This is a genomic window from Nonomuraea sp. NPDC049378 (genome assembly GCF_055586745.1).
Map to the genome: position 1 here is coordinate 394,538 of NZ_JBVJHP010000005.1, position 22,309 is coordinate 416,846.

The 22,309-nt window shown below is 74.0% G+C and carries 17 protein-coding genes; 7 read left to right on the forward strand and 10 right to left on the reverse strand.

Annotation, left to right across the window (positions count from 1 at the left end):
* Positions 1-98: 98 nt before the first annotated feature.
* The 3 genes from ACZ6SA_RS13935 to ACZ6SA_RS13945 all read right to left on the reverse strand — a co-directional run bounded on the left by ACZ6SA_RS13935 (position 99) and on the right by ACZ6SA_RS13945 (position 4,102).
* A complete protein-coding gene (locus tag ACZ6SA_RS13935) occupies positions 99-644 on the reverse strand; it encodes an RNA 2'-phosphotransferase (RefSeq protein ID WP_465828156.1) in 546 nt (181 codons plus the stop codon).
* 104 nt (positions 645-748) lie between these two features.
* Positions 749-2,875: an SF1B family DNA helicase RecD2 gene (recD2, locus tag ACZ6SA_RS13940; RefSeq protein ID WP_443154973.1), complete on the reverse strand. Its 2,127-nt coding sequence runs from the start codon at positions 2,873-2,875 to the stop codon at positions 749-751.
* A 93-nt stretch (positions 2,876-2,968) separates the two neighbouring features.
* The gene (locus tag ACZ6SA_RS13945) at positions 2,969-4,102 is read right to left on the reverse strand and encodes an acetate/propionate family kinase (protein ID WP_465828158.1); all 1,134 of its coding nucleotides are present in this window, start codon (positions 4,100-4,102) and stop codon (positions 2,969-2,971) included.
* Positions 4,103-4,223: 121 nt separating this feature from the next.
* On the opposite strand from ACZ6SA_RS13945, the gene ACZ6SA_RS13950 reads away from it, so the two are divergent.
* The 4 genes from ACZ6SA_RS13950 to ACZ6SA_RS13965 are packed head-to-tail and all read left to right on the forward strand — an operon-like array spanning position 4,224 to position 8,266.
* The gene (locus tag ACZ6SA_RS13950; protein WP_347647442.1) at positions 4,224-4,712 is read left to right on the forward strand and encodes a (2Fe-2S)-binding protein; all 489 of its coding nucleotides are present in this window, start codon (positions 4,224-4,226) and stop codon (positions 4,710-4,712) included.
* Positions 4,709-5,680 (forward strand): FAD binding domain-containing protein, encoded by a 972-nt coding sequence (locus ACZ6SA_RS13955; protein WP_347647443.1) that lies wholly within the window; start codon positions 4,709-4,711, stop codon positions 5,678-5,680. The genes ACZ6SA_RS13950 and ACZ6SA_RS13955 overlap by 4 nt, the downstream gene beginning before the upstream one ends.
* Positions 5,677-7,707, forward strand: a complete 2,031-nt coding sequence (locus ACZ6SA_RS13960) for a xanthine dehydrogenase family protein molybdopterin-binding subunit (RefSeq protein ID WP_347647444.1) — start codon at positions 5,677-5,679, stop codon at positions 7,705-7,707. The genes ACZ6SA_RS13955 and ACZ6SA_RS13960 overlap by 4 nt, the downstream gene beginning before the upstream one ends.
* Positions 7,708-7,759: 52 nt before the next feature.
* Entirely contained in the window at positions 7,760-8,266 is a 507-nt protein-coding gene (locus tag ACZ6SA_RS13965; protein ID WP_347647445.1) for a DUF6328 family protein, read from the forward strand.
* Here ACZ6SA_RS13965 and ACZ6SA_RS13970 read toward each other — a convergent pair.
* The 7 genes from ACZ6SA_RS13970 to ACZ6SA_RS14000 form a co-directional block, all read right to left on the reverse strand.
* Positions 8,206-8,532, reverse strand: coding sequence for a cation:proton antiporter (locus tag ACZ6SA_RS13970; RefSeq protein WP_347647446.1), 327 nt, complete (start codon positions 8,530-8,532; stop codon positions 8,206-8,208). The two genes, ACZ6SA_RS13965 and ACZ6SA_RS13970, sit on opposite strands and share 61 nt — an antisense overlap.
* Positions 8,529-8,789: an MrpF/PhaF family protein gene (locus ACZ6SA_RS13975; RefSeq protein ID WP_347619116.1), complete on the reverse strand. Its 261-nt coding sequence runs from the start codon at positions 8,787-8,789 to the stop codon at positions 8,529-8,531. Before ACZ6SA_RS13975 ends, ACZ6SA_RS13970 begins: the two co-directional genes overlap by 4 nt.
* Positions 8,786-9,325 (reverse strand): Na+/H+ antiporter subunit E, encoded by a 540-nt coding sequence (locus ACZ6SA_RS13980; RefSeq protein ID WP_347647447.1) that lies wholly within the window; start codon positions 9,323-9,325, stop codon positions 8,786-8,788. The genes ACZ6SA_RS13975 and ACZ6SA_RS13980 overlap by 4 nt, the downstream gene beginning before the upstream one ends.
* Positions 9,322-10,890 (reverse strand): Na+/H+ antiporter subunit D, encoded by a 1,569-nt coding sequence (locus ACZ6SA_RS13985; protein WP_465828160.1) that lies wholly within the window; start codon positions 10,888-10,890, stop codon positions 9,322-9,324. The genes ACZ6SA_RS13980 and ACZ6SA_RS13985 overlap by 4 nt, the downstream gene beginning before the upstream one ends.
* Before the next feature lie 34 nt (positions 10,891-10,924).
* Complete coding sequence (locus ACZ6SA_RS13990; protein WP_347647449.1) at positions 10,925-11,743, reverse strand: Na(+)/H(+) antiporter subunit C; 819 nt, start codon at positions 11,741-11,743, stop codon at positions 10,925-10,927.
* Positions 11,740-14,502: a Na+/H+ antiporter subunit A gene (locus tag ACZ6SA_RS13995; protein WP_443154965.1), complete on the reverse strand. Its 2,763-nt coding sequence runs from the start codon at positions 14,500-14,502 to the stop codon at positions 11,740-11,742. The genes ACZ6SA_RS13990 and ACZ6SA_RS13995 overlap by 4 nt, the downstream gene beginning before the upstream one ends.
* 197 nt (positions 14,503-14,699) lie before the next feature.
* Complete coding sequence (locus ACZ6SA_RS14000; RefSeq protein WP_465828161.1) at positions 14,700-15,119, reverse strand: SRPBCC family protein; 420 nt, start codon at positions 15,117-15,119, stop codon at positions 14,700-14,702.
* A gap of 146 nt (positions 15,120-15,265) precedes the next feature.
* On the opposite strand from ACZ6SA_RS14000, the gene ACZ6SA_RS14005 reads away from it, so the two are divergent.
* Genes ACZ6SA_RS14005 through ACZ6SA_RS14015 form a run of 3 tightly spaced genes read left to right on the forward strand, consistent with a single transcriptional unit; the run spans position 15,266 to position 22,181 of the window.
* Positions 15,266-16,888 carry a TIGR02677 family protein gene (locus tag ACZ6SA_RS14005; protein ID WP_465828163.1) on the forward strand — a complete coding sequence of 541 codons (1,623 nt, stop codon included), beginning with the start codon at positions 15,266-15,268 and terminating at the stop codon, positions 16,886-16,888.
* Positions 16,885-18,099 (forward strand): TIGR02678 family protein, encoded by a 1,215-nt coding sequence (locus ACZ6SA_RS14010; protein ID WP_347647453.1) that lies wholly within the window; start codon positions 16,885-16,887, stop codon positions 18,097-18,099. The genes ACZ6SA_RS14005 and ACZ6SA_RS14010 overlap by 4 nt, the downstream gene beginning before the upstream one ends.
* On the forward strand, positions 18,096-22,181 hold the full coding sequence (locus tag ACZ6SA_RS14015) for a TIGR02680 family protein (RefSeq protein WP_465828164.1): 4,086 nt from the start codon (positions 18,096-18,098) through the stop codon (positions 22,179-22,181). The genes ACZ6SA_RS14010 and ACZ6SA_RS14015 overlap by 4 nt, the downstream gene beginning before the upstream one ends.
* The last annotated feature ends 128 nt before the right edge of the window (positions 22,182-22,309 follow it).

The following is a 22,309-nucleotide window of genomic DNA, read 5'->3' on the forward strand; positions in this document are numbered from 1 at the left end:
CGCGATCACCTCGCGCCGGACGCTCCCGCCGCCGAGGCGCGATCACCCCGTCGCGCCCTGGTCGTGACGCCGCGGCCACACCGTCGCTTCACCGCCGATCAACCGGAGGGAAAGCGGAGATAGCCGGGCGGCACGTGGTCGGCCAGCCACACCCCGTTGGCGCTGCGAAGGAACACGTGCCCGTCCCTGTGCATCGCCCCGGCCGCCACCACGAGCACCACGGGAACGCCCCGGCGGCCGCCCACCCGCGTAGCCGTCTCCCGATCGGGCGACAGGTGCACGTGGTGCCGGCTCATCGGCCGCAGCCCCTCCTCCTTGATCGGCGCCACGAACCGCCGCACGGTGCCGTGATAGAGCGTCTCGGGAGGCGCGACGGCGGGCAGATCGAGGTCGACCGGCACCGAGTGCCCCTGGTTGGCCCGGATGCGGCCGTCCGCCATCGTGTAGCGCCGCTTGTCGTTGGCGGCGACGACCTGGCCCAGCTCCGCCTCCGTGAACGGGAACCCGTGCGCGGCGGCGGCCCGCAGCAGCTCGTCGACCGGCGTCCATCCCTGGGCGTCGAGCGCCAGCCCGATGCGCTGCGGGTCGTGCCGCAGGTGCCGGGCCAGGTATTTCGAGATCCGTGTCTGGCGACGCTCGTCCACCACCCCATCGTCCCGCGCCCGTCAACCGCTTTGCCCCAGCCATTCAACGGGGCCATTCAACGGGGCCATTCAACGGGCCGTGCGACGGGCCATGGCGGGCGACGTCAGCTCTCGAGGCTGAGAGCCAGGCGCCGGGCCAGGCCGGTGTTCCTGCGCCGGCCCACCCGGTGCACCGCCAGCTCCAGCGCCTCGCGCTGCCCCACCAGCACGACCCACGCCTTGGCCCTGGTGACCAGCGTGTAGAGCAGCTTGCGCCGCAACATGACGCCTCCGGCCTCGGCCACGATCGGCGCGACCACGAACGGGTATTCGCTGCCCTGCGAGCGGTGCACGCTGATGGCGTAGGCATGGGTCAGATCGTCGAGCTCGTCGAACCCGTAGCGCACGCTCTCGCCGTCGTCGGTGCGGATCTCGATCATCCGCTCCTCCGGGATCACCGCGGTGACGGTCGCCGTCTCGCCGTTGAAGACGCCTTTGTCGTAGTTGTTGCGGATCGGCATGACCCGGTCGCCCACCCTGAACACCGTCGCCCCCGACCAGTGCTCGGCCTTGCCGTCGGCGGCGGGGTTGAGCTGGTCCTGGATCAGCCGCCCGAGCGCGGCGGCGCCCGTCTCGCCCCGGCGCATGGGGCACAACACCTGGACCTGGCCGGGCTCGACCTGCTGCTTGCGCGGGATCGCCACCATCGCCAGGTGGGCGACCCGCCGGGCGACCTGCTCGGGATCGTCGAGCTCCTCGAACCAGAACCCGCCCCCCACCGCGGGCGACCGGCCGGCGCGGATGCGGTGGGCGGCGTCGATGATGCCGCTGCCGCCCGCCTGCCGGAAGACGTGGGTGAGCTGGACCCGCGGGATCTCCGTGACGCGCAGCAGGTCGGCCAGCACGTCGCCGGGACCGATGCTCGGGAGCTGGTCGCTGTCGCCGATCAGCAGCAGGTGGCTGCCGGACGGCACGGCCGCGGTCAGCCGGGTCGCCAGGTGGAGGTCGAGCATGGACGCCTCGTCCACCACGATGAGGTCGGCCCGGGCCGGCCGCTCGTCGAACAGCGTCTCGGGGTCGGGATCGGGCTGCTGGGCGAGCATCCGGTGCACGGTCATGGCCGGCAGCCCGGTGAGCTCGGACAACCGCTTGGCCGCCTTGCCCGTGGGCGCGGTGAGCGTCACTGTGCCGCCCGCGGCCCTGACGGTGGTCGCGATGGCCTTCACCGTGTGGCTCTTGCCGCACCCCGGGCCGCCGGTGAGGAGGGAGAGCGTGCTGGTCAGCGCCATGTTGACGGCGGCGCGCTGGTCGTCGTGGAGCTCAGGGTCCTCCCGGAAGGCGCGCAGCGGCAGCGTGGAGCGGGCGCGCGCCAGCCGGGTGAGCTGCTCGGTCAGCGCCACCTCGCGGGCGTGGACGTGCTTGGCGTAGGCGACCGCCTGCCCGGGCCGGTCGGGGGCGGTCTCCACGACCAGCCGGCGCTCGCCCACGAGCGCGTCGACCATCGGCCGCACCAGCTCCTCATCCTGCTCGATCAGCTCCGCCGTCTCTCTGACCAGGGCGGCGACGGGGACGAAACAGTGGCCGTCGCGGTTGCCCGCCGCCTCGACGCGGTCGAGCAGGGCCGCCTTGACCCGCTGCGGGCTGCGCTCGGGCACCCCCGACTGCAGCGCGATCCTGTCGGCGACCCGGAAGGCGATGCCCCTGACCCGCCCGATGAGCGCGTACGGGTCGGTGGCCAGGACCTCGTCGGCGTCGGGACCGAACACCTGGTAGATCTTCGCGGCCAGCAGCGGGCTGACCCCCAGGCCCTGCAACGTCACCATGAGCGCGGCGATCGCCTTCTGCTCCTGCCACGCCTGGACGATCTGCCCCTGCCGCTGCGGCCCGATGTTGACGACCTCGGTGAGCCGCTCCGGCTCGGCGTCGATCACCTTGAGCGTGGCCTCGCCGAAGTGGTCGACGATCGCGTACGCCAGCCGCGGCCCGATGCCCCTGATCAGCCCCGATCCGAGATAGATGCGGATGGCGCGGACCGAGGAGGGCGTCACCCGCTCGCACGCGCTCACCGCGAACCGCCTGCCGTGGCGCGGATGCCTGCTCCAGTCGCCGGACAACCGCAGCGTCTCGCCCGGCTGCACCCCGCCCAGCGCCCGCCCGGTGGCCACGAAGCCGGGCACGCCGTCGGCGCTCATGCGCGCCACGGTGTATGCGTCCTCGCGGACGTAGACGAGCTGCTCGACCGACGCCTCCACAGCAGGGATCCAATCACCCGCCACCGACAGTCGTCCAAACGCCGGGCGTCGCGGACAGCGTCGGCGCGGGCCCGCGGGCCCGGTGGCGCTCCGTCAGGGATCCGTGTCCGCGAGGACGTCCAGGCACTCGCGGGCGAGCTGCAGCTCCTCGCGCACCTGGACCACCAGGACGGGCACGGCGGCGCCGGGCGCGCTGACCGGCCCGTCGTCGTGGCGGTTGCCGCGTACGGGCGGCAGCACCCCGAGCAGGCCGAGACGGCCGCAGACGGCTTCGCGCACCTCGGGCTGGTCCCAGCCGATCTCCCCGGTGAACACGAGGGCGTCGATCCGCCGGAGCGAGGTGGCCGCGGCGGCGATCTCCCTGCTCACCCGGTGGGCGAGCACGCGCAGCGCCAGCCCGGCCGCGTCGTCACCGTCACGCTCGGCCTTGACCAGGTCGCGCGTGTCACCGGACAGGCCGTCGGACAGGCCGAGCAGCCCCGACCGCCGTTCCAGCCCTTCGCCGAGCTCCGCCACCGACAGGTGGCCCTCCGACAGCAGCCACACCAGCATCCCCGGGTCCACGCTGCCCGAGCGCTTGCTCATGGGCAGCCCGTCGAGAGGAGTGAACCCCATCGAGGTGTCCAGGCTGCGCCCGCCCGACACCGCGCACACGGAGCAGCCGCCGCCCAGGTGCGCCAGCACCAGGTCCAGCTCCTCGAGCGGTCGGCCGAGCAGGTCGGCCACCCGTCCCGCGGCCCAGGCGTACGACAGGCCGTGGAAGCCGTACCGGCGCAGGCCGTGCCGCCCGCGCCATTCGGACGGCAGCGGATAGACCGCCGCCGCGTCCGGCAGGCCGGCGTGGAAGGCGGTGTCGGGGCAGAGCACGTGTGGCACGGCCGGCAGCTGCTCGCGGGCCGCGTCCAGCAGGGCCAGCGCGGGCGGCAGGTGCAGCGGCGCCAGGCCCGTGACGCCGCGCAACGCGGCGACCGTCTCGTCGTCGGCGACCGCCGGGGCGCGGACGACGTCGCCGCCGTGCACCAGCCGGTGCGCCACGGCCCGGATGTCGCGGTCGAAGTGGCCGCCGAGGAACGCCGACAGCGCCTCCCGCGCGGCGCCCGGGTCGGCGGCGCGCTCGGCGTGCGCGCTGTCGAGCACGCTGCCGCCCTGGACGAGATCGAGGCGCAGGCTCGACGAGCCGGCGTTCACGGTCAGGATCGCCGCGGAGTCCGTCGTCTGTTCGTCCATGGCCCGCCCCATGACCGCCGCGCTACCCGGCAGTGGTCCCGCAAAACTGGGCAAATCAAGGCTCCGTCTGGATTTGGCGTCCTCAGGATTGCTCGGTGAGGGCGTCGGGTAGTCGTGCGCCATGGACATCACCCTGAAGGTGAACGGCACACCCCACGCGGTCGACGTCGACCCGCGGATGTCGCTGCTCGATCTGCTGCGCGAGCGGCTGGGGCTGATCGGCGCCAAGAAGGGCTGCGACCACGGGCAGTGCGGCGCGTGCACGGTCCTCATCGACGGGCGGCGGGCCAACGCGTGCCTCGCGCTGGCGGTCGCCGTGGACGGCTGCGAGGTCGTCACCGTCGAAGGACTGGCCGAGGGGGACGACCTGCATCCGCTGCAGGCGGCCTTCATGGAACACGACGCGTTCCAGTGCGGCTACTGCACGCCGGGCCAGCTCTGCTCGGCCGTGGCCATGCTGGGCGAGCCGGGGCCGAGCGCCGTCACCGGCGATGTCGCGCTCGATCCAGAGCTGACGCCCGAGGAGATCAGGGAACGGATGAGCGGCAACCTGTGCAGGTGCGGCGCCTACGTCAACATCGTCAAGGCGATCGCCGAGGCCGCCCCGTGAAGCGCTTCGAGTACGCCCGCCCCGGCAGCCCGTCCGACGCCGTGCGCCGGTTCCGGCCCGGCACCATGTACCTCGGCGGCGGCACCAACCTGGTCGACCTCATGCGGCTCGGCGTGGCCGAGCCCGACCAGCTGGTGGACGTCAGCCGGCTGCCTCTCGACGTGATCGAGCCGGTCGGCGACCGGCTCCGCGTGGGCGCGGCCGTGCGCAACACCGATCTCGCCGCCGACCCGCTCGTGCGCACCCGCTACCCGATGCTCGCGCGGGCGGTGCTGGCCGGGGCGTCCGGGCAGGTGCGCAACATGGCGACCGTGGCCGGCAACCTGCTGCAACGCACCCGCTGCGCCTACTTCCAGGACGTGAGCAGGCCGTGCAACAAGCGCCGGCCGGGCTCCGGCTGCCCGGCCATCGAAGGCGACCACGGCAACCTGGCCGTGCTCGGCGCCTCCGGCGCGTGCGTGGCCACCCACCCGTCGGACATGGCGGTCGCGCTGGCCGCGCTGGACGCCGAGGTGCACGTCACCGGACCGGGAGGCGACCGGATCATTCCCATGCCCGGGCTGCACCGCCTGCCGGGCGACGAGCCGGAACGCGACACGGTGCTGGAACCCGGCGACCTGATCACGGCCGTGGAGCTGCCCGCGCCGCCGCCGGGAGCCTCCGCGTACCGGAAGGTGCGCGAGCGGGCGTCGTTCGCGTTCGCGCTCGTGTCCATCGCCGCCTCGCTCGACGTCGGCTCCGACGGCGTCGTGAGCGACTGCCGCATCGCGCTCGGCAGCGTGGCCCACGTCCCGTGGCGTGCCACGCGCGCCGAGCGGCTGCTGATCGGCGGGCCCGCCACCGGCGCGGCGTTCCTGGAGGCCGCGGAGGCCGAGCTCGAGCAGGCCCGCCCGCTGCCGCGCAACGCCTACAAGCTGCCGCTGGCCAGAAACCTGATCGTCGCGACCCTCGAGGAGCTGGCACCGTGAACCGCGTCGAGGGCCGCGTCAAGGTCACCGGGCTGGCCACGTACGCGGCCGAATACCCGGTCGAAGCCGTCGCCTACGCCTACCCCGTGCAGTCGCTGGTCGCCAAGGGCCGCATCGTCCGCGTCCACGACGCCGGGGCCCGCGAGATGCCCGGCGTGCTGGCCGTGCTGTCCTGCGAGGACCCGCCCCCGCTGGCCGAGGACGCCGACGCCGAGCTGGCGCTCTTCCAGAGCCGCGACGTCGCCTACCGCGGCCAGATCGTCGCCGCCGTCGTCGCCGACACCTACGAGAACGCCCGAGCCGCCGCCGCGGCCGTGCGCGTCGAGTACGACCCGGACGACCACGACGTCGCCCTGCGCACCGATCATCCCGGCTTCTACCGGCCGGACGTCGTCAACCCCGACTACCCGTCCGACACCGTGAAGGGCGACGTCGAGGCGGGCCTCGCCGGCGCGGCCGCGAGCGTGGACGTGACCTACTCGACGCCTGTCCTGCACAACAACCCGATGGAGCCGCACGCCGCGGTGGCCGTGTGGGACCCCGAGGGCAGGCTGCTGGTCTACGACAGCACGCAGGGCGCCTCCCCCGACCGCGACACCATCGCGCAGACGTTCGGCCTGCCGCGGGAGGACGTGCGCGTGGTGTCCAGGCACGTCGGCGGCGGCTTCGGGGCGAAGGGCTCCACCAGGCCGCACGCCGTGCTCGCCGCCCTGGCGGCCAGGGCCGCGGGCCGCCCGGTCAAGATCGCGCTGACCCGGCAGCAGATGTTCGACGTCACCGGCTACCGCACGCCGACGATCCAGCGGCTGCGGCTCGGCGCGGACGCCGGCGGCCGGCTCACGGCGGTGGAGCACGTGGCGTACGAGCAGAGCTCGACGCTGGTGGAGTTCGCCGAGCAGACCGCGACCCCGGCCCGCGTCATGTACGCCACGCCCGCGCTGCGCACCGCGCACCGGCTGGTCCGGCTGGACGTGGCCACCCCGTCGTGGATGCGCGCGCCGGGGGAGTGCCCCGGCATGTACGCGCTCGAGTCCGCCATGGACGAGCTCGCCTGCGCCCTCGGCATGGACCCCGTCGAGCTGCGCGTCGTCAACGACGCCGACGCCGAGCCGGAGGGCGGGCTGCCGTTCAGCTCCCGCAACCTCGTCATGTGCCTGCGCGAGGGCGCCCGCCGCTTCGGCTGGCGGCACCGCGACCCCGAGCCCGGCGTCAGGCGCGAGGGGGAGTGGCTGGTCGGCACCGGCGTGGCCGCCTCCACCTATCCGTCCAGGCGCCGCCCGGCCAGCGCGTTCGTCTTCGTGCGCGACGGTGACTACGTCGTCCAGGTGGCCGCCGCCGACATCGGCACCGGCGCCCGTACCACGCTGGCCGGGATCGCCGCGGACACGCTCGGCGTCCCAACCGATCAGGTGCACGTCGAGCTCGGCGACAGCGACCTGCCGGAGGCGCCCGTCGCCGGCGGCTCCATGGGCACGGCCTCGTGGGGGTCGGCCGTCGTACGGGCCTGCGAGGAGCTCATGAACGGCGACGGCAAGGAGGGCCGGGCCGACACCACCGGCGAGGTCGGGAACGACGCGCAGCTGGCCAGGCACGCCTTCGGCGCGCAGTTCGCCGAGGTCAGGGTCAGCTCCGTGACCGGCGAGATCCGCGTGCCGCGCCTGCTCGGCGTCTTCGCCGCCGGGCGCATCGTGGAGCCCAAGCTGGCCAGGTCGCAGTTCGTCGGCGGGATGACCATGGGCCTCGGGATGGCGCTGATGGAGGAGACGCTCACCGACGAGGAGTTCGGCGGGTTCCTGCGCAGGGACCTGGCGCAGTATCACGTGCCCGCCTGCGCGGACGTGCCGCACGTCGAGGCGGTCTGGCTGGACGAGCAGGACGGCGAGCTCAACCCGATGGGCAGCAAGGGCATCGGCGAGATCGGCATCGTCGGCACGGCCGCGGCCATCGGCAACGCCGTGCACCACGCGACCGGCCATCGCGTGCGCGACCTGCCCATTACGCCGGTCAAGGTTCTGTCAAGGTTTTAGCCGCCGCGCCGGAGGAAGGAGAGGGGCCGCGCGTCACGGGTGGGAGGGTGCGGTGAAAGAGGAGTCGCACGGGGAGCGGGCGGATCGGAACTTCGTCGAGCTCCTGCAGGGAGCCCGAGTGGCGGTGACCGGGGTGCAGGTGCTGTTCGCGTTCCTGCTGACGGTGCCGTTCTCACCCGGGTTCACCCGGATCGACCGGGCCGACCAGTGGCTCTACTACGCGGCGCTGGTCAGCGCCGCCCTCGCGTCCATCTGGTACATCGCGCCGACCGCGCAGCACCGCGTGCTGTTCCGGCAGGGGCGCAAGGAGACGCTGGTACGCCGTTCCAACCGTTACGGCCTGGCCGGCGCGCTCGCCCTGGCCGTGTCCATGACCACGGCCACGATGTTCGTGATCGACCACCTGTTCGATGCCGTGCTGGCGGGGGCCACCGCGGGCGTGCTGGCCCTGCTGGCGTTGTGGACCTGGTTCGGCCAGCCGGCGCTGACCAGGTCGGATCAGTCGCCGGGCGGCGCCGTCGAGCCGTCGTCGGGCGGCGCCGACGACCCCCGGGCATAGGACGCCCTGGCCACCATGTAGGCCGCCACCGCCACGGTGATCACCTGGGAGATCCCGGCCAGCAGCAGCGGGCCGGCGGTCGCCCACGTGGGCCGGTGCAGCCACATGGCGAACAGCACCAGCAGCACGCCCAGCACCTGCGGTTTCGTGCCGGCGTGCATACGATCCAGCGTGGTGCGGAACCGTACGAGGCCGATGCCGGCCGCCAGCGCCAGCACCGACCCCAGCAGCAGGAAGGCCGCCGCCGCCACGTCGAGCGCGCTCACCGCGACCTCCCCGAGAAGAAGCGGGCCAGCGACACCGAGCCGACGAACCCCAGCAGCGACAGCACCAGCAGGATCGGCAGGTCCGAGTAGTCGTCCATGACCACCGCGAACGCCCCCGCGCCGCACATCGCCATGGCCGTCAGCACGTCCAGGGCCACGGCCCGGTCGAGCATCGAGGGCCCGCGCCACAGCCGGAAGAGCGTGGCGGCCGCCCCGCAGCCGAGCAGGCCGATCGCCACCAGGTACACCGCCTTCACCGCAGCTCCTCCCTGTCGGCCCGGGTGCCGAAGGCCTCCACGATGCGCCTCTCCAGCGCGGTGATGTCCGCCCGCACGGCCTCGGTGACCTCGCCCGGGAGCCCCAGCACGTGCACCGCCACCTCGTGTTCCTCGGGGTAGAGCTCCGCCACCAGGCTGCCGGGCACGGAGGTGATCGCGACCATGGTCAGGACGACCATGGACTCCGACGAGGTGCGCAGCCGCACGCGGACGACCTGCGTCGGCGGCGGGCCCGGGTGGACCACCCAGTACACGACCCGCAGGGTCGAGACCACCCCCTCCGCGGCGAACCAGAGCAGGAACCGCACCAGGCCGGCCGGGTTCACCCTGATGCCGGGGTCCACGGCGGGCAGCGGCAGCAGCCAGGTCACCACGACTCCGGCGGCCAGCCCGCCCAGCAGGTTGCCGGCGCTGACGTCCCCCCACAACGCCGTCCACACGAGCGTCAGCCAGGCGACCAGCGGCAGCGGCACCCGCCTGCCGAACACCCGCGGCGCCAGCACGTTCAGGTTCACCGTTGCCTCCCCAGGACCGCCGAGATGTACGGCTCGCGCGCCATCAGTTCGCTCGCCGCCCGCTCGGCCAGCGCCGACAGCGGCCCGGCGAGCACCGTGAACGACAGGCCGAGCGCCACCAGTGCCGTCACCGACGCGGTCAGGGCCGCCGGCAGCGACGTCGTGGTCACCGTCGGGTCCTCGCCGGTGTCCTCCTCGCTCTCCACCACCGTGCCCACCCGCTCGGCGCGCGAAGCGCTCCAGAACGCCCTGTTCCAGGCCTTGGCGAGGGCGTACAGCGTGAGCAGGCTCGTGACGAGGCTCGCGGCCACCAGCATGCCCGCCTGCCAGCCGCCGGCCGCCAGCCCGGCCTGCACCAGCAGCAGCTTGCCCAGGAAGCCCGACATGGGCGGGATGCCCGACAGGTTCATGGCCGGCACGAAGAACAGCACCGCGATCAGCGGCGTGGCCTTCATCAGGCCGCCGAGCCTGATCACCGACGTCGTGCCGAAACGCCGCTCGATCATCCCCGTCACCAGGAACAGGCTCGTCTGCACGGTGATGTGGTGCACCACGTAGAAGATCGCGCCGGACAGCCCGGCCCGCGTGGACAACCCCACGCCGAACACCATGTAGCCGATGTGGCTGACCAGCGTGAACGAGAGCATGCGCTTGAGGTCGGTCTGCGCGACCGCGCCCAGCACGCCCACCAGCATGGTGGCCAGCGCCAGCCACATCAGCAGCGTCGACACCGGGCCGCCGGGGAACAGCAGCGCCTCCAGCCTGATGATCGAGTAGACGCCGACCTTGGTGAGCAGGCCGGCGAACACGGCCGTGGCCGGAGTCGGCGCGGTCGGGTAGGAGTCGGGCAGCCACGCCGACATGGGGAAGATCGCCGCCTTGATCGCGAACGCCAGCAGCAGCGTCAGCTCCACCAGCAGCTTCACCTGCTCGGGCAGCGGCGGGAACCGCTCGGCGAGCTGCGCCAGCGCCAGCGTCCCCGTCGCCCCGTAGGTGATCGCCAGCGCCACCAGGAACAACATGGACGAGGCCAGGGCCATCAGCGTGTACGTCGCGCCGGCCCGGATCCTGGCCTCGGTGCCGCCGAACGTGAGCAGCACGTACGAGCCGCTCAGCAGCAGCTCGAACGCCACGAACAGGTTGAACAGGTCGCCGGACAGGAACGCGTCCGCCACCCCGGCAACCATCACGAGGAAGGCCGGATGGAAGATCGCCATGGGAGCGTCGTGCTCCTGCTCGTCGTAGGCGTTGGCGACCGAGTACACCATCACGCAGAACGTCACCGCCGACGAGATCACCAGCACCAGGGTCGAGAGCCGGTCGGCGACCAGGCAGATGCCGATCGGCGACGGCCACCCGCCCAGCTCGGTGACCAGCGGGCCGCGCGACTCGGCCGCCACCAGCAGCACCACGGACACGGCGAGCGACAGGCCGAGGGTGACGAGGCTGATGACCGACTGCAGCCGTCGCAGCCGGCCGCCGATGGCCAGTTTCACCCCGGCGGCCAGCAGCGGCAGCAGCACCGGCACGCAGATGAGGCTCTCCACGGGCAGGGACGGCACCACGCTCAGCCCCCTTCCGCGTCGAAGCGGCGGTCCATCAGTCGTCCCCCTCCAGGTCGGGGTCCTGCGCGAGGGCCTGGCGCTCGCGCTCCTCCCTGATGGCCGCCCGCATCTGCCTGCGCGCCTCGCGCTGCCGCACCCGCAACCTCCTGCGCAGTTCCTTCACCTCGGCCGCCTGGGCCGCCCGCCGGCGGACGTGCTCGTCACGCAACTCCTCGATGCGGGCGAGGTTGTCCTCCGCCCGCGCCTCCTCCCGCAGCCCGGCCTCCTCGAAGCGCCGGTGCAGATCCTCCTCCGACAGTCCCTGCTCCCGTCCCAGGCGCATCCACTCCTCGAGCTCCTCGTACACCCGGGCCAGGCGCTGCTCCAGGTCGGCCTCCTGCAGCCGCTCCCGTTCGGCCTGCTCGGCCTGCAGGTTCGCCAGCTCGGCCCGCTGGCGCACGACCAGCCGGCGGTAGTCGTCCACCCTGCGGCGCACCGCGTCGCCCAGCTCGCCCCGCCGAGAGCGCAGCCGTACGCGCCGGTCCTCGGTGTCGTCCTGCACCTCGTCGGACCCCGTCAGCTGCCACGTCCTGTGCACCATGGCCAGCAGGAACGCCGTCACGCCCATGGTGATCACGATGGCGGTGAGCACCATCGCCTGCGGCAGCGGATCGGCCATCCTGGCGGGCGGCGTGAACCCCAGGATGGGCGGCCCGCCGGCGCTGCTCCCCGCCGTGACGATCAGCAGGTTCACGCCGTTGCCGAGGACGATGACGCCGGCGAGCGCGCGTACCAGGCTCCGCTCCAGCAGCAGCGTCACGCCCGTCGTGATCATCACGAGGCAGGCCAGGAACGGCGCCAGGGAGACGGTCACGCGCCCTCCTCGGCGTCGATCTGCCGGTCCAGCTCGGCGCCCAGGCCGCGCAGCACGTCCTGCACCATGCCGATCACCGACAGGTATATGCCGAGGTCGAACAGCAGCCCGGTGGACAGGTGCACGTGCCCGACGAGCGGCACGCTCACGTCCGTGGCCAGCATGTCCAGCGCCGCCGAGCCGAACAGCAGCCCGATCAGCGCCGTGCCCGCCGACAGCGTCAGCCCGGCGCCCATCAGCACGCCCGCGTGCACCGGCACCGCCACGGCCAGCTCGTTCCGCCCGCCGGCCAGGTAGCGCACGGCGATCGCCAGCCCGGCCACGATGCCGCCGGCGAACCCGCCGCCGACCCCGCTGTGCCCGACGAACAGCAGGAACACCGAGAGCAGCAGCACCGTGTGGAACGTCAGCCTGGCCACCACGTCGAACGCCAGCACCCGCTGCCCGCGCGGAAGCGTGGAGGCCAGCCAGTGCGGCTCCGCCGGCGGATGCTCCGCCTCCACCGGCTCGATCCGGTACGACCTGCGCCGCAGGAACACCAGGCTCGTCAGGCCCAGGGTCAGCACGACGAGCACCGTGCTCTCGCCCAGGGTGTCCCAGGCGCGGATGTCGACGATCAGCGCGGTGACGACGTTGCGCGCGCCCGCCTCGCCGGCCGCCATCGCCATGTGCGCGCCGACCGGCACGACGTCGCGCGCGCTGCTCGCCAGCATGCCCGCGCCGGAGAGGACCACCCCCACGGCCAGCCCGAGCCCGATCCTGACCGGGAACGGCAGCCGCCCCCTGCCCGGGTCGATCGGCAGCCGCCGCAGCACCAGGGCGAAGACCACCAGGAGCAGCGTCTCGGCCAGGAACTGGGTGAGCGCCAGGTCGGGCGAGCCGTGCACGAGGAACAGCAGCGCGGTCCCGTACCCCAGCATGCCGACGACGACGGCCAGGAAGATGGAGGCGCGGGCGAGCAGCGCCAGCACGGCCGTCGCCGCGACCAGCGCGGTGATGACGGGCTGCTCCGTCCGCTGCCAGGCGACGACCGGCACGTCCAGGCGCGGCGCGCCTCCGTAGGCGAGGGAGAACACGCCGACGCCGACCGTGGCCAGCATGGTGAGCATCAGGTAGTCGGGCACCGAGCCGCGCTGCACGAAGCCGGTCAGCTGGATGGCGAAGCGGTCGAGCCCGCGCAGGATGATCCAGAAGACCTGGCTGGAGTCCAGCGCGGGCAGCACCGCCCTCGCCCTGGCCACCGGCTCCCTGGCCGCGAACAGCAGCACGCCGGCCGCCAGCGCCGCGGCCGACAGCAGCAGCGGCAGGCCGAACCCGCTCCACACCACCAGGTGGGTCTCGTGCCCGGGATCGCGGAAGGCCTCCGTGTAGGCCGACATCGCGCTCGCGTACCAGGAGGCCGCCGGCGCCAGCGCCAGCCCCAGCACCGACAGCAGCGCGGTGGGGACGAACATGGCCGCGGGCACGCGGTGCACCGGCCGCGCCGGCACGCCCGGCTTGGCGGCGAACGCCCCCCACAGGAAGCGCAGCGTGTACGCCGCCGTCAGCGCCGACCCGGCCACCACGCCCGCCAGCGCGAACGGCGCGTCCAGCAGCGCCTCCAGCGCCGCCTCCTTGGCGGCGAACCCGGCCAGCGGCGGCAGGCCCGCCATCGACGCCCCCGCGAGCACCGCCGCCGCGCACACCCAGGGCATCGCCCGGCCCACCCCGCTGAGCTCGCCCGTCTCGCGGCTGCCCGCCGCGTGGTCGACGATGCCCACCACGAGGAACAGGGCCGCCTTGAACAGCGCGTGCGCCACCAGCATGGCGACCCCGGCCAGCGCGGTCGCCCGCGTTCCCGCGCCGAAGAGCGCCACGAGGAAGCCCAGCTGGCTGACCGTGCCGTAGGCCAGCAGCCGCTTGAGATCCGTCTCGCGCAGCGCCCGCCAGCCACCGAGCACCATCGTGACCAGCCCGAGCGGCACGGCCACCGCCCGCCACAGCGCCACGTCGCCGAACGCCGGGCCGAGCCTGGCCACCAGGTACACGCCCGCCTTCACCATGGCCGCCGCGTGCAGGTACGCCGACACGGGCGTGGGCGCGGCCATCGCGGCGGGCAGCCACGTGCTGAACGGGAAGATCGCCGACTTGGCCAGCGCCCCCGTCAGCACCAGCACCAGCGCGACCGGCCCGGCCGCCGGGGGATCGGCCGCGATCGACGACACCCGGTACGTGCCCGCGGCCTGACCGATCAGCACGAACCCCGCCAGCATGCACAGCCCGCCGAACGTGGTGATCGTCAGCGCCTTCATCGCCGCCTGCCTGCTCGCCCGGCTCACCGGGTCGTAGCCGATCAGCAGGTACGAGAAGACGGTGGTCAGCTCCCAGAACACGTACAGCAGGAGCAGGTTGTCGGCCGTCACCAGCCCCAGCATCGACCCGGCGAAGGCCACCATCACGCCGCCGTAGCGGCCGAGCCCGTCGTCGTCCGCCGGCAGGTACGCGGCGCTGTAACCCAGCACCAGCACGCCGACGCCCGTCACCAGCGCCATCATCACCACGGCCAGCGGGTCGGCGCGGAAGTCCAGCTCCAGCTGCATCACCGGCGACCACGTGGTGGCCTCCCGCGCGGGCAGCCCCCGCACCGCGACCCAGAGCGTGTAGACGAAGGCGGCGGCCGGCGGCACGGCCAGCACGGTGAAGGAGGCGCGTCCCATGCGGGCGGCCAGCCAGGGGGCGCAGATCGCCGCCACCGCGTGGAGGACCAGCAGCAGCTCCATGGGCTCCTCGGGCGGGAAATTCCGGTTACGTCCGCCCAATCTCTCCCGCCGTGCCCCCGCCGCCGCGCAGGCACGGCCGGGGTTGACCCGAACCTCACCACTCCCACACCCGGGGGTGGGACGGCGCCGTCAACGCCGCGGCGCCTCCGAGCACCGGGACGCCGTACGCCTGCCGGCGACAGAAGCCGTCAGCGCGTTCAGCCGGCGTCGTCGACGCGCCGGCGCACCTCGTCGGCCAGCTGGCCGAGTGACCGGTCGAGCAGCTCGCGCACCTCGTCGGCATGGGCCCCCGAGCCGGGCTCGTCGAGCAGCGAGATGTGCACGGTCACCTCGCTCGTGCCGCTCGCCGCGTCGGAGACCTGCAGCCAGCCGGCGTAGCCGGGATGGTCGCGCCCGCCCCACTCCACGCGCAGCTGCTCGTCCGAGGCCCGGAACAACCCTTCGTGCGGGCCTGGGCCGGGCACCAGGTCGCCGCCCGCCTCCACGGTGCCGGGGCCGCTGCCGGTCACCGTCAGGCCCTGCGGCAGCCACCTGTCCATGATCTCCACGTCGGACGCGACGCCGTACACGATCATGCTGTCGGCCGGCATGCCGCGCGTCGCCTCGAACTCCGCCATGACACCCCCCGGCACACTCCCCGGTCAATGCTCCCGCCGTACCCGTGTGATGTGCGGGCAAACAGCCGCCGGTCCGCCGGGTCCTGCCGCTACCTTTGCTGTCGGCTCGAGTCGTGCGGGTGTGTCGCGGGGAGGGGAGCGGGGCGATGGCGGAGTTGCCACGGGTGCCGCCGGAGATGTTCCGGTTCACCACCACCGAGCGGGCCGACCTGCACACCGCCGTCCTCTGCGCCTTCGGTGAGGCCGCCGAACGGCTCGAGACGGCGCTGACCTCGGAAGAGGTGCACGAGCGGCTGCGATCGGTCGGATGGTACGCCCCGGTCGCCGACCACGACCTGTCCGGCACGCTCAAGCAGCTGGCCGGCTGGGGGCTGCTCGACGTGATCTTCAACCACGCCGGCGGTTTCGCCACCGCCGAGGAGTACGAGCGCAGGAACCTGCACTATGCGCTGACCAGGCGCGGGGAGGCGGCGCTCGCCGGGCTGCGGCACGCGATGGCGACGCTGGGCTCGGCAGGCGCGTTGCAGACCGCGGTGCTCGACGCCATCGCCGAGCGGCTGGGGGAGCTGGACATCCTGCTGCGCGACCCCGATCCGGGGCACAACCGGCGCATCTTCACCGGCCTGCGGGAGCTGGAGGGGCATCTCGACGGGCTGCGCGCCGGCACCAGGCGGTTCAACGGCGACCTGCAGCGGCTGCTGCGCCTCGAAGGCGCCGATCTCGCCACGTTCCACGAGGTCAAGTCCGCCATGGTGACCTATCTGCAGGAGTTCGCCACCCACCTGGAGCAGCGTGGCGATGCCGTCGCCGCCGCCCTGGAGAAGGTCGAGGAGCACGGAGTCGGCGTGCTGCACGCACGGGCGCTCGACGGCGCCGACCTGCCGAGGACGCCCGGCGCCGACCACGCCACCCCGTGGCTGGCGGAGCGGGCGGCCAGGTGGGACGGGCTGCGGTCGTGGTTCGCCCACCACGACGGCGCCGCCGACAGCAGCGCCGACCGCGGGGCCGACCGCAGCGCCGACTGCGGGGCCGGGGAGCGGGTCGTGCCGCGGGTGCGGCAGCTGCACGACGTGGCCAGGCAGGCGATCGTGGCGCTGTTGCAGGTGCTCGACCGGATCACCGACTCCCGCCGCCGCTCCTCCAGCGCCGCCGCCGACTTCCGCACGCTGGCCCGCTGGTTCGCCACCGCGCCCGCCGAGCACGACGCGCACCGGCTGTGGGACGCGGCGTTCGGGCTCGGCTCCGCCCGGCACGCGCACCTCGGGCACCCCGACGCCGAGCTGATCCCCTCGGGGGTCCCCTGGGCGGAGGCCGAGCCCGTGGAGGTGTCGGCGCTGCTGCGCTCGCGCGGCCGCACCGAGCGGATGGGCCGCACGGGCAGGGTCCGCGACGTGGCCGAGCTGCGGGCCGGGCGCCGGTCGCGGGCCGAGAAGGAGCGCGCCGAGCTGGAGGCCGCATGGGCGGCGCTGGCCACCACAGGCTCGATGCGGCTGTCGCAGCTGGGGGAGCTGGACCACGAGGCGTTCGGGCGGCTGCTCGACCTGCTCGGCCGGGCCCTCGCCGAACGCCCCGACGCGACCGGCCTCCGGCGGGCCGTCACCTCCGACGGGCGCGTCGAGATCGTGCTCAGGACGCCCGGCGACGGAGCCGTCGCGGTGCTGCGCACCTCCGAAGGGTGGTTCCGCGGTCCCGACTACCTCATCGACGTACGCGCGCCCGGCGACACCCGCGCCGCCGCGCCCGCCGGTGAGCACCGGGTGGGCGCATGAGCACCCTCGCCAACCAGCTCGTCAGGGCCGAGAAGGAGGAGATCGCGCGGGCGATCAGGACCCTCCTCGGCCGGCCGCTGGTGTCCCGGCAGAGCGACCCCGCCGCCTTCGACCTGATCAGGAAACGCCGCCAGCCGCTCATCCAGTGGTTCGACTACTTCTGCGGCTGGCGGCTGGTCGTGGAGCCGCGCCAGGGCTACGCCCGCCTGGTCAAGGTCAGGACCGAGCCGAGCGCCACCCGGCCCGCCCGCCGCCGCCGCGCCACCAGGGCGCCCTTCGACCGCCGCCGCTACACCCTGTTCTGCCTGTGCGCGGCCGAGCTGCTCACCTCGCCGGTCACCACGATCGGCATGCTCGCCCAGCGGGTCGTGCAGGCGGCCGCCGTCGAGGTGGACGTGCCCGTGTTCGACCCGGTCAAGGCGGCCGAGCGGGCCGCCCTCGTCGACGCCCTCAAGCTGCTCGAACACCTCGGCGCGATCGCCGTCATGGACGGCGCGACCGACTCCTACCTGGACGACGAGGACGCCAAGGTGCTCTACCGGGTCGACACCACCCGCGTGATCAGGTTGCTCGCCGCGCCTGTGCCGCCGTCGAGGATCGCTGCCGGGGAGACGCGCCCCGGCACGCTCGCCGAGCTCACTGCGGCGCTCGTCGCCGAGTCCCGCTACGGCGCCGACGAGCCGACCGAGACCCAGCGCACCCTCAGGGCCCGCCACTCGCTCATCCGCCGGCTGCTCGACGAGCCCGTCGTCTACCGCGCCGACCTGACCTCCGCCGAGTCCGGCTACGCCGCCTCGCTCACCGGCCGCCGGATCCTGCGCCGCGCCGCCGAGGAGGCCGGCTTCGTGCTCGAAGAGCGCGCCGAGGGCTTCCTGCTCATCGACCCCGACGGCACCGCCACCGACACCCGGTTCCCCGACGACGGCAGCCACGCCAAGGTGGCCGCCCTGCTGCTGCTCGACCTGCTCGTCTCGGCCGGGCCCATCACCGCCCGGCGGCTCCACGCCGAGGCGGGCGGGCTGCTGCGCCGCTTCCCGCAGTGGGCGAAGGCGTACCAGTCCGACGGCGGCGGGGTGCGGCTGGCCGCCGACGCCCTTGAGGTGCTCACGATGTTCGGGCTGGCCCGCCGCACGGGTGACCGGGTGGCCGCGCTGCCCGCCGCGGCCCGCTACCGGGTCGACCGCGGCACGGCCGTCCAGGAGGATGCATGACAGTCACCGAGCTCACGCCCTCGCGCACCGCGCAGGCCGGGGAGGACCGCTGGGTTCCCGTACGCGCGGGGATCCTCAACGTGTGGCGCTACCACGACGAGGTCTTCGAGTTCCACCGGGGGCGGCTGCTGCTGCGCGGGCCCAACGGCAGCGGCAAGTCCAAGGTCCTCGAGCTGCTGCTGCCGTACCTGCTCGACGCCAGCCTCAAGCCGAGCAGGCTGTCGACGTTCGGCGGCACAGAACGCACCATGCACTGGAACCTCATGGGCGACGGCGCCGCCGGCGCCACCCGGGTCGGCTACGTGTGGATCGAGTTCCGGCACTCCGGCGGACGCTGGTTCACCTGCGGCGCCCGGCTGCAGGCCACCGTCCACACCAAGAACGTCACCGCCGCCTACTTCACGACCGAGTCCCGCGTCGGCGCCCCCGACGGCATCCGGCTCAGCGGCGAGAGCGGCCAGCCGCTGACCAAGGCCCAGCTCGCCGAGGAGCTCGGCGCCTCGGGCACGGTGCACGAGTCCGCCGACGCCTACCGCGCCGTCGTGCGCCGCACCCTCTACCGAGGGCTCAACGAGCAGCGCTACGACTCGTTGCTCACCGCGCTGCGCCAGCTCCGCACCCCCAAGCTGTCCGAACGCCTCGACCCCGGACTGCTGTCGGAGCTGCTGTCCAGCGCGCTGCCGCCGCTCGGCGAGGGCGAGATCCACGAGATCGCGGAGGGCTTCGAGCGGCTCGACCGGCAGCGCGAGGAGCTGCGGCTGCTCGACCGCGACGTGGAGGAGGCCGGCCGGCTGGCCGCCAGGCAGCGCGGGTACGCCCAGCGCGTCCTGCGGGCCGCCGCCGCGGCCGTGACGTCCGCCGGCCGGACACTGGACGCGCTGGCGGCCGAGGTCCGGGCCAAGCGGGAGGCGCTCGAGGAGGCCGAGGGCGAGCTGGACGCCGCCACCGTGCGGCTGGCGGAGGAGGAGTCGCAGGAGCTGGCGCTGGCCGCCCAGATCGAGGGGCTCAAGGAGAGCGAGGCGTACCAGGCCGGTGGCGAGCTGCACCGGCTGCGTACGGAGGCGCAGGCCGCGCACGAGACGGCGGCCCGGCTGCGTGACCAGGCCGGTGCGGCGGCCCGCGCCTCCTCCGCCAAGGAGGAGCTGGCCGCCCTGGCCCGGGACGGCGCCCGCACGGCCGCCGCGCTGGCCGGCCGCGCCAGGGGCGAGGCCCGCAGGGCGGCCGAACGCGCCGGCCTGCTCGGCGTCCACGAGGAGAGCGCACGCGCCGCCGCCCACGACGCCCGCGCGGAGCTCGAGGAGGGGCCTGACGGCGAGGCGGCCGGCGCTCCGCCGGGCGGGCCGGACGGCGAGGAGGACGTGCGCAGGGCGCGGGAGCTGCTGCGCGCCGCCGTGTCCAGCAGGGCCGCCCAGATCAGGGAGGTCAGGGCGGGTGCCGCGGAACACCACGAGGCGATCGATCGCCGCTCCACCGCCGAGCAGGAACGCGACGGCGCCAGGGATGACCTCGCCGCCGCGAGGGCCGCCCACGAGCAGGCCGAGCGCCTGCGCGACGAGCGGGCCCGTGACCTGGCCACGGCCCTGGCCGAGTGGGCCGGCGGCTGCACCCAGCTCAAGCTCGACCCCGGCGAGGCGGCCGACCTGGCCGACCGGTTCGAGCAGGCGGACGAGCTGGTCGGCGCCGCCCGCACCGCGGCGGCCGTCCGCCACGCCGCCCGCGAGCAGCACCTGACGGGACTGCGCGACCGGCTGGTCGCCGAGCGCGCCGATCTGACCAAGGAGCGCGAGCGCCTCAACGACCAGACCGTCCTGTCGCCCTCCGCCCCGCCCACCCGTACCGCGAGCCGGCAGGGCCGCCCCGGCGCGCCGCTGTGGCGGGCCGTGGCGTTCAGGTCGGGGCTCGACCCGGTCGCCCAGGCGGGCGTGGAGGCCGCGCTCGAAGCGGCCGGGCTGCTCGACCTGTGGCTGCTGCCCGACGGCGGGTTCGACGCGGGCGAGCACGACGCCTTCGCCGTGGCCTCGCTGGCCAGGCCCGCGCCCGGCTACAGCCTCGCCCACGTGCTGTTCACGGAGGCGGACTCGCCGGTGCCCGCCGACACCGTGCTGTCCGGCATCGCGTTCGCGCCCAGCGCGATCGGCGTCGACCATCCGGCGGTCATCGGCGCCGACGGCACCTGGCGGCTCGGCCTCGCGGCGGGCCGCTGGGTCAAGCCCGAGCCCTCCTACATCGGCGCCACCGCCCGCGAGCGGGCCAGGCGCCGCCGCGTCGCCGAGCTGGACGACCGGCTCGGCGAGCTCGCGGGCACGATCGCCGAGTGCGACCACCTGCTCGCCGTAGTCGAGGGCGACCGCGACACGCTCGCCGCCGAGTTGCGGCGCAGGCCCGACAGGACACCGTACGCCGAGGCGGTCCAGGAGCTCGACGGCGCGGTACGAGGCGTCGCGTTGCTCGAGGACCGGCTCCACGCCTGCGAGCAGCGCCTGCACGAGCGCGAGCGGGACGTCGCCGCGTCGCTGCGGCGGCTCACCGAGCTGGCCGCGAGCCACGCGCTGCCCACGGGCGCGCCCGCGCTCGGCAACCTGGAGGAGGCCCTGCGCGCCGCGGAGATCACCGGCACCGTCTGGCACGACCGGCGCGCCGCCGCCCGCACCGCCAGGGAGCGCGCCGGGCACGCGCGCGAGACCGCCCGCGAGTACCAGGCCCTGGCCGTGGCGGCCGTCGAACGCGCCGAGCAGGCCGCGGCCACCGCCGTCGTCCTGGCGGAGAAGCTGACCGCCGTCGAGTCCGCCGTCGGCGCCGAGCACCATCAGATGCTCGACCAACTCCAGGAGACCCAGGCCGCCTACCAGGCCTGCCGCCGGCTCATCAAGTCGGTCAACGAGAGCCTGGCCAGGCTCAACGCCAGGCTCGGCCGGCTCAGGGGAGAGCTCGGCACGGCGGAGGAGAAGCACGCCGAGGCGGGGCGGACGCGCGACGAGGCGTGCGAACGGTTCCGGCGGCTGGCGGCCGGGCACCTGCCGGCGGACGCGCGAGTGACGGCCGAGCCGCCCGCGGGCGCCGGGGCCAGGGCGGTGCTGGAGTCGGCCAGGGCCGTCGCCGAGCAGCTGGCGGCCGTGCCGTACGAGCAGAAGCACGTCAGGGAGGCCGAGACACGGCTGCAGGACGCCTTCCACCACGCCAGGGAGGTCCTCGCCGGCCGGGCCGGCCTGGAGCTGGCGCCCGACGACGACGTGCAGATGCTGACCGCGACCGTCGGCGGGGTGCGGGCGGGTGCCGCGGCTCTCAGCGCGGCCCTGCGCAAGGAGCGCGACGGGCGGCGCTCCGACATCACCGAGGCGGAGCGCGACCTGTTCGACCGGACGCTGGCCGGCGACACGCGCCGGCACCTGGCCGACCGCATCAGGCAGGCGGGTGCGCTGGTCGAGGGCATGAACCAGCGACTCGAACGGGTCCGCACCGCCTCGCGGGTGGCCGTGCGGCTGGTGTGGCAGGTCGATCCCGCCCAGTCACCCGGCACCCGCGCCGCCCGCGACCTGCTGCTGCGCGATCCCGCCGGGTTGAGCGAGGCCGACAAGGAGGCCCTCTACGTCTTCTTCAGGGACCGCGTGGAGGAGGCGCGGGCCGACAACTCGTCGGCGAGCTGGGAGGACCAGCTCATGAAGGTGCTCGACTACACCTCCTGGCACCGTTTCGTGGTCAGGCTCGAGCGGGGCGACGGGCAGGGCTGGCAGGATCTGACCAGGAAACTGCACGGGGCGCTGTCCGGCGGGGAGAAGGCCATCGCCCTGCACCTGCCGCTGTTCGCCGCCGTGGCCGCGCACTACCAGACCGATCCGGGGTGCCCGCGCTTCATCCTGCTCGACGAGGTGTTCGTGGGGGTCGACAGGACCAACCGGGGACAGGTGTTCGACCTGCTGGTCGACCTGGGGCTGGACCTGGTGCTCACGTCCGACCACGAGTGGTGCGAATATCGGGAACTGGACGGGATCGCGATCCACCAGCTCATCACGGGAGACGGCGACGACGCGGTGACCACGGCCCGGTTCGTCTGGAACGGCTACCGTACGCTGCCCGCCGAATGACCGTCCTCGCACCAGCGAGGTCCGGGCCGGACACGGATTCGCAACAATGTGTGCCGTCACGGATTCCCATCCGTGCGGAAACAGCTTACCGTAGTGTGGGAGCGCTCCCAAAACCGAGAGATGTGATG

Bases quoted from the DNA above. Each gene is read 5' to 3' on its own strand.
- ACZ6SA_RS13945 (WP_465828158.1), bottom strand. From the start codon at position 4,102: ATGGACGAACAGACGACGGACTCCGCGGCGATCCTGACCGTGAACGCC.
- ACZ6SA_RS13950 (WP_347647442.1), top strand. From the start codon at position 4,224: ATGGACATCACCCTGAAGGTGAACGGCACACCCCACGCGGTCGACGTC.
- ACZ6SA_RS13995 (WP_443154965.1), bottom strand. From the start codon at position 14,502: ATGGAGCTGCTGCTGGTCCTCCACGCGGTGGCGGCGATCTGCGCCCCC.
- ACZ6SA_RS14000 (WP_465828161.1), bottom strand. From the start codon at position 15,119: ATGGCGGAGTTCGAGGCGACGCGCGGCATGCCGGCCGACAGCATGATC.
- ACZ6SA_RS14005 (WP_465828163.1), top strand. From the start codon at position 15,266: ATGGCGGAGTTGCCACGGGTGCCGCCGGAGATGTTCCGGTTCACCACC.
- ACZ6SA_RS14010 (WP_347647453.1), top strand. From the start codon at position 16,885: ATGAGCACCCTCGCCAACCAGCTCGTCAGGGCCGAGAAGGAGGAGATC.
- ACZ6SA_RS14015 (WP_465828164.1), top strand. From the start codon at position 18,096: ATGACAGTCACCGAGCTCACGCCCTCGCGCACCGCGCAGGCCGGGGAG.